General features: G+C 68.3%; 14 protein-coding genes and 8 pseudogenes. 12 read left to right on the forward strand and 10 right to left on the reverse strand.

The features are described from left to right. Positions 1-7 precede the first annotated feature (7 nt). The 10 genes and pseudogenes from ACHMWU_RS10480 to ACHMWU_RS10525 form a co-directional block, all read right to left on the reverse strand. Positions 8-709 carry an enoyl-CoA hydratase-related protein gene (locus ACHMWU_RS10480; RefSeq protein ID WP_396043501.1) on the reverse strand — a complete coding sequence of 234 codons (702 nt, stop codon included), beginning with the start codon at positions 707-709 and terminating at the stop codon, positions 8-10. Positions 710-799: 90 nt separating this feature from the next. Continuing rightward, positions 800-1,480: pseudogene (locus ACHMWU_RS10485) on the reverse strand (SDR family NAD(P)-dependent oxidoreductase); the annotation flags it as partial. Positions 1,481-1,574: 94 nt separating this feature from the next. Beyond that, on the reverse strand, positions 1,575-1,883 hold the full coding sequence (locus ACHMWU_RS10490) for a hypothetical protein (protein WP_396046634.1): 309 nt from the start codon (positions 1,881-1,883) through the stop codon (positions 1,575-1,577). Then, positions 1,880-2,248, reverse strand: a complete 369-nt coding sequence (locus ACHMWU_RS10495) for a TetR/AcrR family transcriptional regulator (RefSeq protein WP_396043503.1) — start codon at positions 2,246-2,248, stop codon at positions 1,880-1,882. The genes ACHMWU_RS10490 and ACHMWU_RS10495 overlap by 4 nt, the downstream gene beginning before the upstream one ends. A 9-nt stretch (positions 2,249-2,257) precedes the next feature. Next, positions 2,258-2,608 carry an acyl-CoA dehydrogenase family protein gene (locus tag ACHMWU_RS10500; RefSeq protein ID WP_396043505.1) on the reverse strand — a complete coding sequence of 117 codons (351 nt, stop codon included), beginning with the start codon at positions 2,606-2,608 and terminating at the stop codon, positions 2,258-2,260. Positions 2,609-2,699: 91 nt separating this feature from the next. Beyond that, positions 2,700-2,906 (reverse strand): annotated as a pseudogene (locus ACHMWU_RS10505) (acyl-CoA dehydrogenase); the annotation flags it as partial. 82 nt (positions 2,907-2,988) lie between these two features. Further along, positions 2,989-3,054: pseudogene (locus ACHMWU_RS10510) on the reverse strand (hypothetical protein); the annotation flags it as partial. Between the two features lie 451 nt (positions 3,055-3,505). Further along, positions 3,506-4,258, reverse strand: a complete 753-nt coding sequence (locus ACHMWU_RS10515; RefSeq protein WP_396043507.1) for an enoyl-CoA hydratase-related protein — start codon at positions 4,256-4,258, stop codon at positions 3,506-3,508. A gap of 16 nt (positions 4,259-4,274) precedes the next feature. Continuing rightward, positions 4,275-4,331 (reverse strand): annotated as a pseudogene (locus ACHMWU_RS10520) (hypothetical protein); the annotation flags it as partial. An 89-nt stretch (positions 4,332-4,420) separates the two neighbouring features. Continuing rightward, entirely contained in the window at positions 4,421-5,614 is a 1,194-nt protein-coding gene (locus ACHMWU_RS10525; protein ID WP_396043509.1) for a thiolase family protein, read from the reverse strand. Positions 5,615-5,748: 134 nt separating this feature from the next. Between ACHMWU_RS10525 and ACHMWU_RS10530 the strand changes: the two genes are divergently transcribed. From ACHMWU_RS10530 to ACHMWU_RS10585, 12 genes and pseudogenes are all read left to right on the forward strand, one after another. Continuing rightward, on the forward strand, positions 5,749-5,916 hold the full coding sequence (locus tag ACHMWU_RS10530) for an SDR family NAD(P)-dependent oxidoreductase (protein WP_396043511.1): 168 nt from the start codon (positions 5,749-5,751) through the stop codon (positions 5,914-5,916). A 115-nt stretch (positions 5,917-6,031) separates the two neighbouring features. Beyond that, positions 6,032-6,515: pseudogene (locus ACHMWU_RS10535) on the forward strand (SDR family oxidoreductase); the annotation flags it as partial. Continuing rightward, a pseudogene (locus tag ACHMWU_RS10540) lies at positions 6,512-6,691 on the forward strand (nitroreductase family protein); the annotation flags it as partial. The pseudogenes ACHMWU_RS10535 and ACHMWU_RS10540, both read left to right, overlap by 4 nt. A gap of 217 nt (positions 6,692-6,908) precedes the next feature. Continuing rightward, on the forward strand, positions 6,909-7,196 hold the full coding sequence (locus ACHMWU_RS10545) for a nitroreductase family protein (RefSeq protein ID WP_396043514.1): 288 nt from the start codon (positions 6,909-6,911) through the stop codon (positions 7,194-7,196). A gap of 166 nt (positions 7,197-7,362) precedes the next feature. Next, the gene (locus ACHMWU_RS10550; protein ID WP_396043516.1) at positions 7,363-7,716 is read left to right on the forward strand and encodes a hypothetical protein; all 354 of its coding nucleotides are present in this window, start codon (positions 7,363-7,365) and stop codon (positions 7,714-7,716) included. A gap of 726 nt (positions 7,717-8,442) precedes the next feature. After that, positions 8,443-8,973: pseudogene (locus tag ACHMWU_RS10555) on the forward strand (alpha-L-rhamnosidase N-terminal domain-containing protein); the annotation flags it as partial. 172 nt (positions 8,974-9,145) lie between these two features. Next, entirely contained in the window at positions 9,146-9,475 is a 330-nt protein-coding gene (locus tag ACHMWU_RS10560; RefSeq protein WP_396043518.1) for a family 78 glycoside hydrolase catalytic domain, read from the forward strand. Then, positions 9,375-10,312, forward strand: a pseudogene (locus ACHMWU_RS10565) (hydrolase); the annotation flags it as partial. The gene ACHMWU_RS10560 and the pseudogene ACHMWU_RS10565, both read left to right, overlap by 101 nt. Positions 10,313-10,411: 99 nt before the next feature. Then, entirely contained in the window at positions 10,412-11,248 is an 837-nt protein-coding gene (locus ACHMWU_RS10570) for an alpha-L-rhamnosidase C-terminal domain-containing protein (RefSeq protein WP_396046636.1), read from the forward strand. 29 nt (positions 11,249-11,277) lie between these two features. Beyond that, positions 11,278-11,715: a hypothetical protein gene (locus ACHMWU_RS10575; protein ID WP_396043520.1), complete on the forward strand. Its 438-nt coding sequence runs from the start codon at positions 11,278-11,280 to the stop codon at positions 11,713-11,715. Positions 11,716-11,870: 155 nt separating this feature from the next. Continuing rightward, entirely contained in the window at positions 11,871-12,878 is a 1,008-nt protein-coding gene (locus tag ACHMWU_RS10580) for an OmpL47-type beta-barrel domain-containing protein (RefSeq protein ID WP_396043522.1), read from the forward strand. Further along, positions 12,809-13,330 (forward strand): Ig-like domain-containing protein, encoded by a 522-nt coding sequence (locus tag ACHMWU_RS10585; protein ID WP_396043524.1) that lies wholly within the window; start codon positions 12,809-12,811, stop codon positions 13,328-13,330. The genes ACHMWU_RS10580 and ACHMWU_RS10585 overlap by 70 nt, the downstream gene beginning before the upstream one ends.

Below are 13,330 nucleotides of genomic sequence, written 5' to 3' on the forward strand. Positions count from 1 at the left end.
CCTTCTCCTAGTGCCCGGTCCAGGTGGGAGGGCGCTTCTCGGCAAAGGCCGTGGCACCCTCGAGTGCGTCGTGCGAGGTCAGCAGCGCAGCCATCTCCGCGTCTTGACGCTGCCACAGCTCGATGTCCCAGCTCGATCCTGCGGCGGTTGCGGCGTTCATCATCGACTTGGTGACCGTCACGGCCAGTGGCGCGTTGGCGGCGATCTGCCTGGCCAGCGCCGTGGCCCGCTCGACGACGTGCTGACGGGGCACGACCTCGTTGACCAGGCCCCAGCGCAGCGCTTCGTCGGCGGTGACCGGCTCGCCGGTCAGCCCGATGCGCAGGGCGACCTTCGGCGGCACCTGACGTGGGAGCCGTATCGTCCCGCCAGCGGCAGCGAACAGCCCGCGTCTGACCTCGGGCAGCCCGATGAGTGCGTCATCGGCCATGACAGCGAGATCGGTCGCCAGCACGATCTCGGCGCCGCCACCCATGGCATGACCGTTCACGGCGGCGATGAGCGGCACCGAGACAGAGTGCTCGACGAGTCCGGCGAATCCCCACTCCGGGTGGCCGGGGGCCGTGAGGGTGCGGCCTGCGGCCAAGGCCTTGAGATCCGCACCTGCGCAGAACGCCGTTCCCTCACCTGTCACCACGACGGCGCGGACGGCGGGGTCGGTGTCAGCGCGTTCGAGAGCTTCGCCTACTGCGAGGGAGAAGCTCGGCATTGACTGCGTTGCGGGCTCCTGGGCGGCGCAGGGTCAGCAGGCCGACTCCGTCCGACACCGTCAGTGTTGCGAAGAGGTCGTCCTGTGGGCTCATCGGGGTGCCATCCGGATGGCACCGTCGAGCCGGATCGTCTCGCCGTTGATCATGGGGTTCTCGACGATCTGGGCGACCATGAGTGCGTACTCGTCGGGGTGGCCGAGTCGGTTCGGGTGCGGCACCTGTGCACCGAGTGAGTCGATCGACTCCTGGGGGAGGGTCTCGAACAGGGGTGTGAGGAACAGGCCCGGCGCGATGGTTGCGACGCGGATGCGGTGCTGCGCCAGGTCGCGGGCGATCGGTAGGGTCATGCCGACGATGCCGCCCTTGGAGGCGGAGTAGGCGGCCTGGCCGATCTGCCCGTCGAAGGCCGCCACTGAAGCGGTGTTGACGATGACGCCGCGCTCGGCGCCTTCGCCGGGAGTCGCGACCATGGCTGTCGCTGCCAGTCGGATGACATTGAACGTGCCGACCAGGTTGATGTCGATGATGCGTCGGAACCCGTCGAGCGGAGCGGCGCCGTGCCGGCCGACGACCCGCGTCGCGGGACCGATGCCTGCGCAGTTGACGACGATCGACAGGGCGCCCTCGCTGTTGGCCAGGTCGACGGCAGCCTGGACCTGCGTCTCGTCACGGACATCGGCGGGGACGAACACGGAGCCGTTGCCGAGCTCCTCGGCGCGTTCGTGGCCTGCCGAGGTCTCGAGGTCGACTATGACGACTCGGGCGCCACCGGCGGCGAGTCGGCGGGCCGTGGCGAGGCCAAGCCCAGAGGCACCTCCGGTGACGAGGGCTGAGGTTCCGGGCGATTTCCATGATTCTCCTTATCTATCGCTCGCTCAACTGGGCGAACATGTGTGTGCTGCAGAAGTTGAAAGGGGTGAGGCTCGAGCGACCGCCGATGAGGCGCCGCGACAGGCTCAGGTAGCGGGCGGTGAGGACGTCGACGGACATCTCGCCGTCGGGACGGAACCATGCCGCGATCGCCTGGATCATGCCGAGCATCGCGCGCACGGCGTCGCGGGGGTGGTCGAGGCTGAAGTCGCCGTCCGCGATGCCGTCCTCGACGGCCTGCAGGACCTGGTGCTCGATGTCGGCCCTGCGACCCACGTACGCCTCGCGATGCTCCGGGGTCAGCGACCTAGCTCTGAGTCGAGGAACATGAGCCGGCCGCTGATCGCGGTGTGCCGCACCAGGACCTCGACCATTGCGTCGAGTCGCGCGCCTCCCGGCGAGGTCGCGGCCGCGGCGTCGGCCACGAGGCCGTGGAGGCGGGTGATCGACTGCTCGAGGAGCGCGTACAACATCGCCTCCTTGTTCTCGTGGTGGTAGTAGAGCGCCGGGACGGTCACGCCCACACGGTTCGCGATCTCACGCACGGACGATCCGCCGTAGCCGTGCTCGTGGAAGGTGCCGAGCGCGGCTTCAAGGATCGGGCTGAAGGCAATGGGCGCGGACGCCGCAGTCAGTACTTCGTCAAGCGGACGGTCTGCAAGGGACATGGCGTCACCTTAACGATCGGCAGGAGGGATCGCGTACAGGTCCAGCGCGGGTGCGCGACGACGTTCTTGGCGGGCTATCGCGCGCAGGTGCACCTCATCGGGTCCGTCAAAGAGGCGCATGGCGCGGTGCCAGCCCCACATCGCAGCCAGCGGAGTGTCATCGCTGACCCCGGCGCCACCGTGGACCTGGATGGCCCGGTCGATGACAGCCGTCGCCACACGGGGCACCTCGACCTTGGCGATCGCGACCATCGTCGCGGCGGCGGCATTGCCGTGCAGGTCGATCGTGCGCGCTGTGCGCTGGCACAGCAGGCGCGCGCCGTCGATCTCGATGCGAGACTCGGCGATCGACGCCTGCACTGTGCCCTGGTCGATCAGCGGACCGCCGAAGGCGATCCGGTCCTTCTGCTCGGCGCACCGTCATCGCGAGGGCTCGCTCTGCGGCGCCCAAGGCCCGCATGCAGTGGTGGATGCGACCCGGCCCCAGACGAGCCTGTGCCATCGCGAACCCGCCCCCCTCCTCCCCGAGGAGGTTCGCGGCCGGGACCCGGACGTCCTCGAGCAGCACCTCGCAGTGGCCGTGCTGGTCGTGCCGGCCGAACACCGGCACGTCTCGGACGATGGTCACACCGGGCGTCTCGATCGGCACCAGCACCATCGACTGCTGACGGTGGGTGGCCGCGTCCGGGATCGGTCTTGCCCATCACGACGAGGAATCGACACCGGGGATCTGCTGCCCCGCTGGTCCACCACTTGCGGCCGTTGATGACGTAATCGTCGCCATCGCGCTCGATCCTGGTCTGGATGTTGGTGGCGTCGCTGCTCGCGACGTCGGGCTCGGGTCATCGCGAAAGCCGACCGGATGCTGCCGTCCAGCAGCGGCTCGAGCCACTGCTTGCGCTGCTCGTCGGTCGCGAACAGGTGCAACAGCTCCATGTTTCCGGTGTCTGGCGCCTGACCGTTGATCGCCTCGGGGGCGATCTCGAGGCTCCAGCCGGTCAGCTCGGCGAGCGCGGCGTACTCGAGGCTGGGTCAGTCCCGACTCGGCCGGCAGGAAGAGGTTCCACAGGCCACGTGCCCGCGCCTCGACCTTGAGCTCTTCGACGACGGGCGGCACTGTGTGGTCGTCGCGGCCACCGGCGTGTCGGTACGCGTGGTACGACGCCTCCGCTGGCAGCACGCGGGTCTGCATGAAGTCGACCAGCTCGGCCCGCAACGTGGTCGCGCGCGGTGAGAGGCGCAGATCGAGTTCCTCAGTCATCGTGGGTCTCCGGGAGGTGTGTAGTCAGGGCGGACAAGGGTGTCGAGCACGGCGGGGGAGTCGTTGGACACGCGATTTCTGAAGGTCGGACGCCGCTTCTCCACGAAGGCTGCGACACCCTCGCGAGCATCTGCGCTGACCCCGCGGTCGTTGAGGGCAAGGGTCTCGATCTCATGGGCCTGCATGGGGTGGCTGGCCGTCAGCATGGCCCAGAGCATCCGGCGGGTCGCCGAGGCGGACACCGCTGATGTGCTGTCGGCGATCTCGTGGGCAAGGTCCATGGCTGCGGGCAGGACGTCCTCGGCCGGGTGGGTGCTGCGGAGCAGCCCGCCACGGAGGGCCTCCTCGGCGTCGAAGGTCCGTCCCGTGAGCATCCATTCGGTCGCCACCTGCATCGGCACGACGCGCGGCAGGAACCAGGAGGAGCACGACTCGGGCACGAATGCTCGCTGGACGAACGGAAACGCGAACTTGGCGCCGTCGGCGCCAAGACGCAGGTCGGTCGGCAGCGTCATGGTCGCGCCGACTCCGACGGCGTGACCGTTGATCGCGGAGATCACCGGCTTGAGCGAGTCGAAGATGCGCAGGACCACGCGGCCACCGCCATCGCGTCGCACGGGCAGGTCGGAACCGTCGACGTCGAACTGGGTGCCTGCCGGAGCCGATGCGCTGGCCCGCCACGACGTGAAGGTGTCGCGCGGGGTCCGTCTCCGCAAGGTCCATGCCGGCGCAGAACGCGCGGCCAGCACCGGTCAGCACGACGACGCGTACCTCGTCGTCGGCGTCACTGTGGTCGAAGCACTCGATGGGTCCGCGCTCCATCGTGTCGGTGAAGGCATTGAGCCGGTCGGGCCGGTCCAGCGTGATGACGGCGACATGGCCCTCGACGGCGTACCGCACCTGCTCCACGGTCAGCTGATCCGTTCGATGACCGTGGCGTTCGCCATGCCGCCGCCCTCGCACATCGTCTGCAGGCCGTAGCGTCCACCGGTCGACTCGAGGTGGTGCAGCAGGGTCGTGAGGAGCCGGGTTCCAGACCCACCCAGAGGGTGGCCGAGTGCGATGGCGCCGCCCAAGGGGTTGAGACGCGATTCGTCGGCACCGAGCTCGGCGGCCCACGCGAGCGGTACGGGGGCGAATGCTTCGTTGACCTCGTAGGCGTCGATGTCGTCGATGGTGAGGCCGGCCCTGGCCAGGACCTTCTCAGTCGCCGGGATGACGCCGGTCAGCATCAGCAGCGGGTCGCTGCCGGTGACGGCCATTGCGGTGACCCGCGCTCGGGGCTTCAGGCCGAGCTGTGCAGCGCGGTCGGCGCTCATCACGAGTGTTGCGGACGCACCGTCGGTCAGGGGGGAGGAGTTGCCGGGCGTGATGTCCCAGGTCAGGTCGGGGAATCGTGCGGCGAGCTCGTCGGTGCGAAATGACGACCGCAGACCCGACAGCCCCTCCGCGGTGGTCGTGGCACGGACCGTCTCGTCGACCAGGTGGGCGGTCATGCTCCCGTCAGCGCCAGCGACGGCGATCGGGAGGATCTCCCGTTCGAAGGCGCCGTCGCGGGCCGCGGACGACGCGCGCTCGTGGGAGCGAGCTGCGTACTCATCGAGGCGTGCGCGGGAGAGGTCCCACTTCTTCGTGATCAGCTCGGCCGAGACGCCCTGGTTCACGAGTCCCTCGGGATAGCGGGCGGCAAGGGGCGCAAAGGCATCGCCGCCGGCGTTGGCGCTGCCCATCGGCACGCGGCTCATGCTCTCCACTCCGCAGGCGATCGCGATGTCGTAGCTGCCGGCCATGACGCCTTGCACTGCGAAGTGGAGCGCCTGCTGGCTGGAGCCGCACTGACGATCGATCGTCGTGGCTGGAACCGACTCGGGAAGGCCGGCGACGAGCACTGCTGTCCGGCCGATGTTGAGTGCTTGGTCGCCGGCCTGCCCGACACAGCCGGCGATGACGTCGTCGATCGTCGCGCCGTCGATGCCGTTGCGTTCGACGACGGCAGCGATGACCGCGGCCAACAGGTTCGCGGGGTGGACGCCCGAGAGTGCGCCTCCTGGCTTGCCTCGCCCGGAGGCTGTACGGACGACGTCGACGATCACTGCTTCTGGCACGGGTTCCTCCGGTATGTTTTAATTAGCGCTCGCTAAGTACGACCGTAGATCAGCGCGAGGCTCGACGTCAACCGCCCGCTCGCCGAACGGTCAGGATGGAGAAAAGATGTCGGAGGCTTCTCGCGCCTCGCCTGATGGCGGGCCAGGTCGTGTTCGTCTCGGGAGGTGGTAGTGGAGTCAACCTCGCCATCGCCGAGACCGTGGCGTCGCTCGGTGCCGACGTCGCCATCTGTGGTCGCACCCCCGAGCGCCTCGCCGCGGCAGCCGAGACCCTGCGGGCGCACGGGGGCAAAGCGTCGTGACGGCTGTCGCAGACGTGCGTGACGGCGACGCCGTCGACGCTGCGTTGGCTCGGACGCTCGACGGCTCGGGCCGGTCTCAGGTGTCGTCTGTGGTGCTGCCGGAAACTTCGTCGCGCCTGCGGAGTCGATCTCGACGAACGGCTTCAAGGCGGTCGTCGAGATCGATCTGCTGGGTTCGTTCCATGTTGCTCGCGCGGCGTTCGAGCAGCTGCGCACCACCCGAGGCAGCGTGCTCTTCGTGTCGGGCGGGCAGTCGGTCATGCCCCTTCTCTCGCAGGCGCACGTCGGCGCGGCCAAGGCCGGGGTCGATCAGCTGATGCGCTCGCTCGCGCTGGAGTGGGGGAGCCGGCATCCGGTCGAACTCGATCCTGCCCGGACCCGTGTCGGGCACTGAGGGCATGAAGCGGCTCACCGAGTCATCCGCAGGACAGGCGTGGGTCGACTCGGTGCCGCTCGGCCGGTTCGCCGACCCGCATGAGATCGGCCGGGTCGCGGCGGTGATGCTCTCGCCGATCGCGTCGTTCATGACCGGTTCGCAGGTTCTCGTCGACGGTGGTCTCGCACTGTCCGGCGGCGCACTCGTGAACGCAGCGTCGTGAACGGCGCCGATGCGAGCGAGGCGCTCGCAGGACTGCTCAGCGATCGCTTCAGCTGCCGAGCCTTCTTGCCCGAGCAGGTCGAACCGGCGAAGATCGAGCAGATGCTGGAGATGGCCCAGCGCGCGCCGTCGTGGTGCAACTCCCAGCCGTGGCAGACCATCGTCACGCACGGTGAAGGGACCGAGCGCTTTCGCGCCGCGCTGCACGCCGCCGCACTCGGCAGCGAGCCGCGCTCGGATGTACCGGGCCCGTCCGAGTATCGAGGGGTCTACCTCGAACGTCGGCGCGAGACCGGCTTCGCGATGTACGAACAGCTGGGAATCGAGCGGTCCGACCGTGAGGGACGCCGCAGTCAGGAGCTGGAGAACTTTCGGCTGTTCGGAGCTTCCGCACGTGGCGATCGTGACGACCGATGCGGCACTCGGGCCGTACGGATATGTCGACAGTGGCGCCTATCTGTCGGTGCTGCTCCTGGCGGCCCAGAGCCTCGGGATCGCAGCCGTGCCGCAGGCGGCGATCGCTATGTACTCCGATCTTGTCAGGCAGCACTTCGACCTGCCTGAAGATCGACTCGTGCTGCTTGGGGTCTCGTTCGGCTACGCCGACGTCGAACACCCCGTCAACCAGTTCCGGACGACGAGGGCCAGCGTGAGCGAGGCGGTACGCCGGGTCGGCGGCTGACGGACGTCGATGACCGGAACCGGTCATCATGCCGCTGAGCTCTCGTCGCCCCGGCGGGATTCAACTAGCATCCCCTGTTACTGAATTGTAACGTTTTAATCTCGATGGCGTAGCGCGATCGGCCACCGCCGGGCTGCACGGTCGAGATCTTGAGCAAGGGATGATCATGGACTCTCGCACCGCTCCTGCGAATCAACGTCTGACACGATCCATACGTCTCGTGGTGATCGGGCTGATCGCCTTCGCGATGGTCTTCTCCGGGCTGGCCACGGCCTCGGCGCAGGACGCGGTCGGTGACGAGGCCGTCTCGCTCGATGCCTTGAAGGTCGAGCGCAAGGTCGAGCCGGTGGGCATCGACGTGGCCGCGCCGCGGTTCTCGTGGATCAACGAGTCCGCTCAGCGGGACGTCCGCCAGGAGTCCTACCGAGTTCGGGTGCGCGACGGCGATGACGTCGTGTGGGACAGCGAGGTCGTGGATCCGACCGTTCGTTCGACGTCGAGTACGACGGCCCCGCGCTGAAGCCGGCGACCCAGTACGACTGGACGGTCGACGTCGAGACGAGCGCAGGCGGTGCCACGGCGTCGTCGTCGTTCGAGACGGGCCTGATGACCGACGAGGACTGGGGTGACAGCGCCTGGATCGGTGCCGCGTCGTCGACTGACGAGGCACTCGCTGTCTGGGACAACTACACAGCCGAGTTCGACTTCACGATCGACGCCTTCTCGTTCGGCGCGTTCGTCCGTGCACCGAGCACCAGCAACGGACTCATGTGGCAGGTATCCGTGGCTGACGGGACCCCGCGACTGCGACCGCACACCAAGATCAACGGCTCCTTCGCCCTGCTGAGCAACCCCGGCATCGACCTGTCCGGCGGCTGCGACGGTCGACGCGCTGACCAAGCAGTCCAACAAGCTCGCCGTGACGGTGTCGCCGGGTTCAGACAACACGCGCGTCAACGTCGTCACCCGGCTCAACGGCGTCCAGGTCGACTCTCGCGAGATCGCCAACGCCGGCACCTTCCAGCGCGGGTTCGTCGGGCTGCGGTCCAACACCAACAGCGGCCAGAACGAGCGGTCGACGCTGCACGCCCTCAAGGTCACGCGCGCCAATGGCGACGTCCTGGCCGACTACGACTTCGCCGATGGCGAGAACCCCTTCGGCGCGGGCACCGTCACCGACGGTTCTCTCAAGATCACGACGCCGGTCGAGACGATCCTTGCGCCGCCTCCGGCAGCAGCACCCCTGATGCGCAAGGAGTTCACGGTCGATGGCGACGTGCGCAACGCGACCTACTACGTCGCGGCCGGCGGCTATGCCGACGTCTCGCTGAACGGCGCGCCGATCAGCGATGACCTGCTGTCGCCCGGTTTCACCGACTACGACGACAGCGTCCAGTACGCGGCGACCGACGTCACCGACCAGCTCGTCGACGGCACGAACGCCCTCGGGATGGAGCTCGGCCGTGGCTTCTTCGCCATGACCGGCGGCAACGTCTGGAACTGGGAGTCCCCGCCGTGGCACGCAGAGCCGAGAGCTCGCGGCGTCCTGGTGGTCGAGTACTCCGACGGCAGCACCCAGCGTGTCGTCACCGACGACACGTGGAAGTACACCGCGGGTCCGACCCAGCTCGACGACCTCTACGCGGGCGAGATCTACAAGGCTGCCGCAGAGGTCCCCGGCTGGAACAAGGTCGGCTTCGACGCCGGCTCGTGGCGGACTGTCCAGAAGGTGACCGGACCCGAGGGAGAGCTGGTCAACCAGCGTCAGCAGCCCATCCGCATCACCGAGTCGCTGCCCGCAGTCGAAGTCAAGGAACCGGCCGACGGGGTCTACGTCGTCAAGTTCCCCCGCGTCATCGCAGGCGTCGTCGAGTACAGCGCCAAGGGTCCTGCGGGCACGAGAATCCGGGCGGCCCATGGTGAAGCTGCGCTCGAACGGCCGGGTCAACATGGACAACAACGGCGGCTTCCAGAACGGCTTCCAGACCGACCAGTTCATCCTGGCCGGCACCGGCGAGACCGAGACGTGGACGCCGAAGTTCTCGTACAAGGGCTTCCAGTACATCGAGGTCACCGGCTGGCCGGGCGATGACGCCCCGCCGCTGAGCGCCTTCACCGCCAAGGTGCTGCACACCGATGCCGAGCGCACGGGGCAGTTCGGAGAGCTCCAGCTCGACGATGAACAAGACCCACGAAGTCGTCGTCAACACCCTGTACAACAACATCCACCACATCCCGACCGACACCCCGATGTTCGAGAAGAACGGCTGGACCGGTGACGCCGCCGTCGGCGCCGAGATGTTCATGATGAACCTCGACGTGCGCGAGCTGTTCGCCAAGTGGATGCGCGACGTCGACGAGACCCGCGAGGGCAACGGCGCGCCGATGGTCATCGCCCCGAGCTCGGGCAACTGGGGTGTGTGGGGTCCCTCGCAGCCCTGGCACGCCGCCTACGTCCTCACGCCGTGGTGGCTGTACCAGTACGGCGGGGACGATCGCGTCATGACCGAGCTGTACGACGGCATGAAGAAGTACGTCGACCTCGAGTACGGCCGTCGGCGTGCCGACGGCACCGTGATCAGCAACCGGCTCGGCGACTGGGTGAGCCCGACGGCCAGCCCGGCCGGCGGCCACGCACCCGACGAGGACAACCGCGTCTCGGGCACCGCCTACCTGTTCACGATGCTCGAGTCGATGGAGCGCACCGCCCGGCACCTGGGCAAGGACGCCGATGCGACCCAGTTCGCGCAGCGCGCTCAGACGGTCAAGACCGACTTCAACAAGGCCTACTTCGAGAGCTCGAAGGACGCTACCGCGGCGAGGGCGCCGACGGCAACCGTTACCGGCAGACCCACAACGTGCTCGCGCTGGCCTTTGGACTCACGCCCGACGACGCCACGGCACAGCGGGTCGCCGACCGGCTGGCTGCCGATGTCGTCGAGCGTGACTACCACCTCGACACCGGAACCCTGGGAACTAGTTGCCTGCTGCCCATGCTCACGAAGTACGGCCACTCCGACGTCGCGTTCAAGCTGGCGACGCAGACGACGTACCCGAGCTGGGGCTACAAGCTCGAGAACGGTGCCACCACGGTGTGGGAGCACTGGAAGCTCGAGTCCCGCTCGCTGGGTCACTACTTCCTCGGCACTGTCGACGACTGGTTCTACCGCGACGTCGCAGGAATCCGTCCGTCCGAGGACAAGGGCTACCGCGAGGTGACGATCGCTCCCCAGATCACCAAGGAGATGACTTGGGCCAAGGCGACGACGCAGACCCCGTTCGGTGCGGTGAGCTCTGACTGGCGCCGCAGCGGCCGCAGCGTGCGGCTCAAGGCAGCGGTGCCCGTCGGTGCCACGGCCAAGGTCGTGCTGCCCGGCGAGGTGGGCTCGACGGTGCTCGAGGCGGGACAGCCCGCTGCGGATGCTGACGGCGTCCGTGACGCCGTGTACGAGAACGGAAGCTGGACGCTGACGGTCGGTTCGGGCAGCTACGACTTCCGGGTCCTGCCCGAGGCCGATCCCGAGCGCGACGTCGAGGCGTCGCTCACCGCCGACGAAGACCAGCTCAACCGCGGCGACTCCGCCTCAGGCGAGATCACCGTGAGCAACACGAGCCCGGTCGACATCAGTGACGTCACGGTCGAGGTCAGCGGCGACTCGCTGTCCTTCGAGGACGACGAGCTGGCGGTCGGCGACGTGGCCGGCGACTCGGAGAAGGCCGTGAAGGTCAAGGCTGACGTGGCAGTCGACGCACCCATGGGCGCGCTGGACGTCGACGTCAAGGTCTCGTTCACCGCAGCCGGGCAGCCCTACTCGGTCACCAAGACCCTGCCGTGGGTCACCGTGGTCTCCGGAGTGACGCTCGACCAGGTGCAGGTCGGTCAGCTCGACGAAGCCGACGGGGCCAAGACCGTCGACGTCACAGCGGTCGTGACCAACTCCAGCGCGCTGCCCGTGACCGGCAGCTTGCCGTGCAACGCTCCGGCTGGAGCGCCACGTCCGATGCCGTCACGGTGCCTGCGCGGGGGAGCGCTCCGGTCACCGCGACCGTGACGGCGCGCGGTCATGTGGTCACGCCGTCGATGTCGCTCGACGTCGCGTTCGTCGACGGTGACGTCGAGCTGGCCCGCGGCAAGGGCGCCGTTGCGACGAGCCTGACGCTGCCTCCTGCCTCGTCGGTCGACCATGTCGACTTCGGCGACACCGCGTCCGAAACGGCTCACGGCATCCTGGCCGCCGCCACGAGCGGGACCAACAGCGAGGCAGGGTTCACCCGACGTTATGCGCACTCCCTCTACCCGGGGTCGTGGTTCTCCGCGGTGCTCGACGTGCCGAAGGGACGACCCTTCGCGGTGCGGCTGCGGGAGACGTTCGACGGAGCCAAGACCAAGGAGTTCAACCTGTATGCGGACGACGTCTTCGTCGGTCGCTACCTGGTGCCTCGCACCGCCACCGGCAACGGCACGATCGCGCACCAGCTGATCGTCGACTCTCCAGGAGGTGCTGGCCGTCACGGGTGACGGCAAGGCGCGCCTGAAGTTCGAGTTCCCCACCAACCCGCAGGCTGGAAACTTCGATCCGTCGATCGCCGATGCCTGGGTGCTCGAGGTGCCGAGTGCCGAGGGCCCGAAGGTCATCGCGGAGATCTCGAAGCCGGGCGAAGAGGGATGGCACGGTGCCGGTGCGCGAGCTGACGCTCTCGTCGCAGCCCGGTGCCTCGATCCGCTACCGCATCGGAACGGGCGCGTGGACGACCTACGCGGAACCGGTTCCGTTGGCCGAGGGCACGTCGACGGTCGAGCTCCAGGCCACGGCATCCGACGGCGCGCTGGGCCTCGCCCAGGTCGTCACTGCCAAGGTCGACGCGACCAGGCCGGTCGCCGCAGCCTCGATCGACCAGGACCGAAAGGTCACGATCACCGCTGAGGACGTCCTCTCCGGGGTCTCGTCCATCGAGTACGCGCTCGGCGACGGCGACTGGCAGGTCGTCGACGGGCCCATCGCCCTCGACCAGGAAGCCCACGTGGTCACGTACCGGGCCACCGACCGGGCCGGCAACCTGAGCGAGGTCGGCGAGCTGAAGGTGCCCGGCGGGCCTCTCGACTCCGTGGCCACGGCCGAGGTGTCGAACGAGGGCAAGGACGGTTGGCACGGTGCAGGCGCGAAGGTCACGCTGACGGCCAGCGACGACGGTGACGCGGTCCGCTACCGCGTCGACGAGGGGGAGTGGATCGACTACGACGGTCCGTTCGCGCTCGACGAGGGACTCACCCTGCTGGAGTTCCAGACCGTCAAGGGTGAGCGTCTCGGGGTCGTCGGCTCGGCTGCCGTCAAGGTCGATGCCACGGTGCCGACCGTCAAGGCCAGCCTCGGCGGCGATCGACAGGTCACGATCGTGGCCAGCGACGCGCTCTCCGGCATTGACGCCAGCGAGTACCGGATCGACGGTGACGAGTGGCTGCCCTACACGGCGCCGTTCGCCGTGGACGGCAAGGCGCACACCATCGAGTACCGGTCCACCGATGTGGCGGGCAACGTCACCGACGTCAAGACGCTGGAGGTGGCGGCTGTTCCGGCCATCAAGCCGGCGCCGAAGGCGACCACCTGCCCTCGGTGTCAGGAACTCCGCGGGTCGGTCGGGCTGTCACGGCCCAGAACGGCACGTGGAACGTCGCCGGCCTGACGTACCGGTACCGGTGGCTGCGCGACGGGCGGATCATCCCGGGCGTCTCGGGCAAGTCCTACCGCCTCCAGCCGGCTGACGCAGGTGCTCGGGTCAGCGTCCAGGTACTGGTGAGCAAGGCCGGGCATGCGCCGGGAGCGGCGACGTCGACGCTCACCTCCACGGTGCGTTCGGCGGTCAGCAAGACCGCCGTGAAGCTGAACCGCAGGTCGCTTGCGCCTGGCCAACAGCTTCGCCTGGCCGTCACCGTCAAGGCGACAGGTGTGACGCCGACCGGCCGGGTCGACGTCTACTACCGCGGCAAGAAGGTGCGCACCCTGACCCTCAAGAAGGGCAAGGCCAGCGCGACCTTCCGTCCGACGGCGAAGGGCAAGCACACCCTGAAGGTCGTCTATCGCGGCACGAAGGGAGTCGGCGGCAGCAAGAAGGCGGTGTCGATCCGCCTCCGCTAG

Source organism: Aeromicrobium sp. UC242_57 (assembly GCF_044452305.1).
Taxonomy (GTDB): Bacteria; Actinomycetota; Actinomycetes; order Propionibacteriales; family Nocardioidaceae; genus Aeromicrobium.

Excerpts from the sequence above, each read along its gene's own strand:
- ACHMWU_RS10480 (WP_396043501.1), bottom strand. The coding sequence starts at position 709 with ATGCCGAGCTTCTCCCTCGCAGTAGGCGAAGCTCTCGAACGCGCTGAC.
- ACHMWU_RS10560 (WP_396043518.1), top strand. The coding sequence starts at position 9,146 with ATGGACAACAACGGCGGCTTCCAGAACGGCTTCCAGACCGACCAGTTC.
- ACHMWU_RS10575 (WP_396043520.1), top strand. The coding sequence starts at position 11,278 with ATGTCGCTCGACGTCGCGTTCGTCGACGGTGACGTCGAGCTGGCCCGC.
- ACHMWU_RS10530 (WP_396043511.1), top strand. The coding sequence starts at position 5,749 with ATGGCGGGCCAGGTCGTGTTCGTCTCGGGAGGTGGTAGTGGAGTCAAC.
- ACHMWU_RS10495 (WP_396043503.1), bottom strand. The coding sequence starts at position 2,248 with ATGTCCCTTGCAGACCGTCCGCTTGACGAAGTACTGACTGCGGCGTCC.
- ACHMWU_RS10550 (WP_396043516.1), top strand. The coding sequence starts at position 7,363 with ATGGACTCTCGCACCGCTCCTGCGAATCAACGTCTGACACGATCCATA.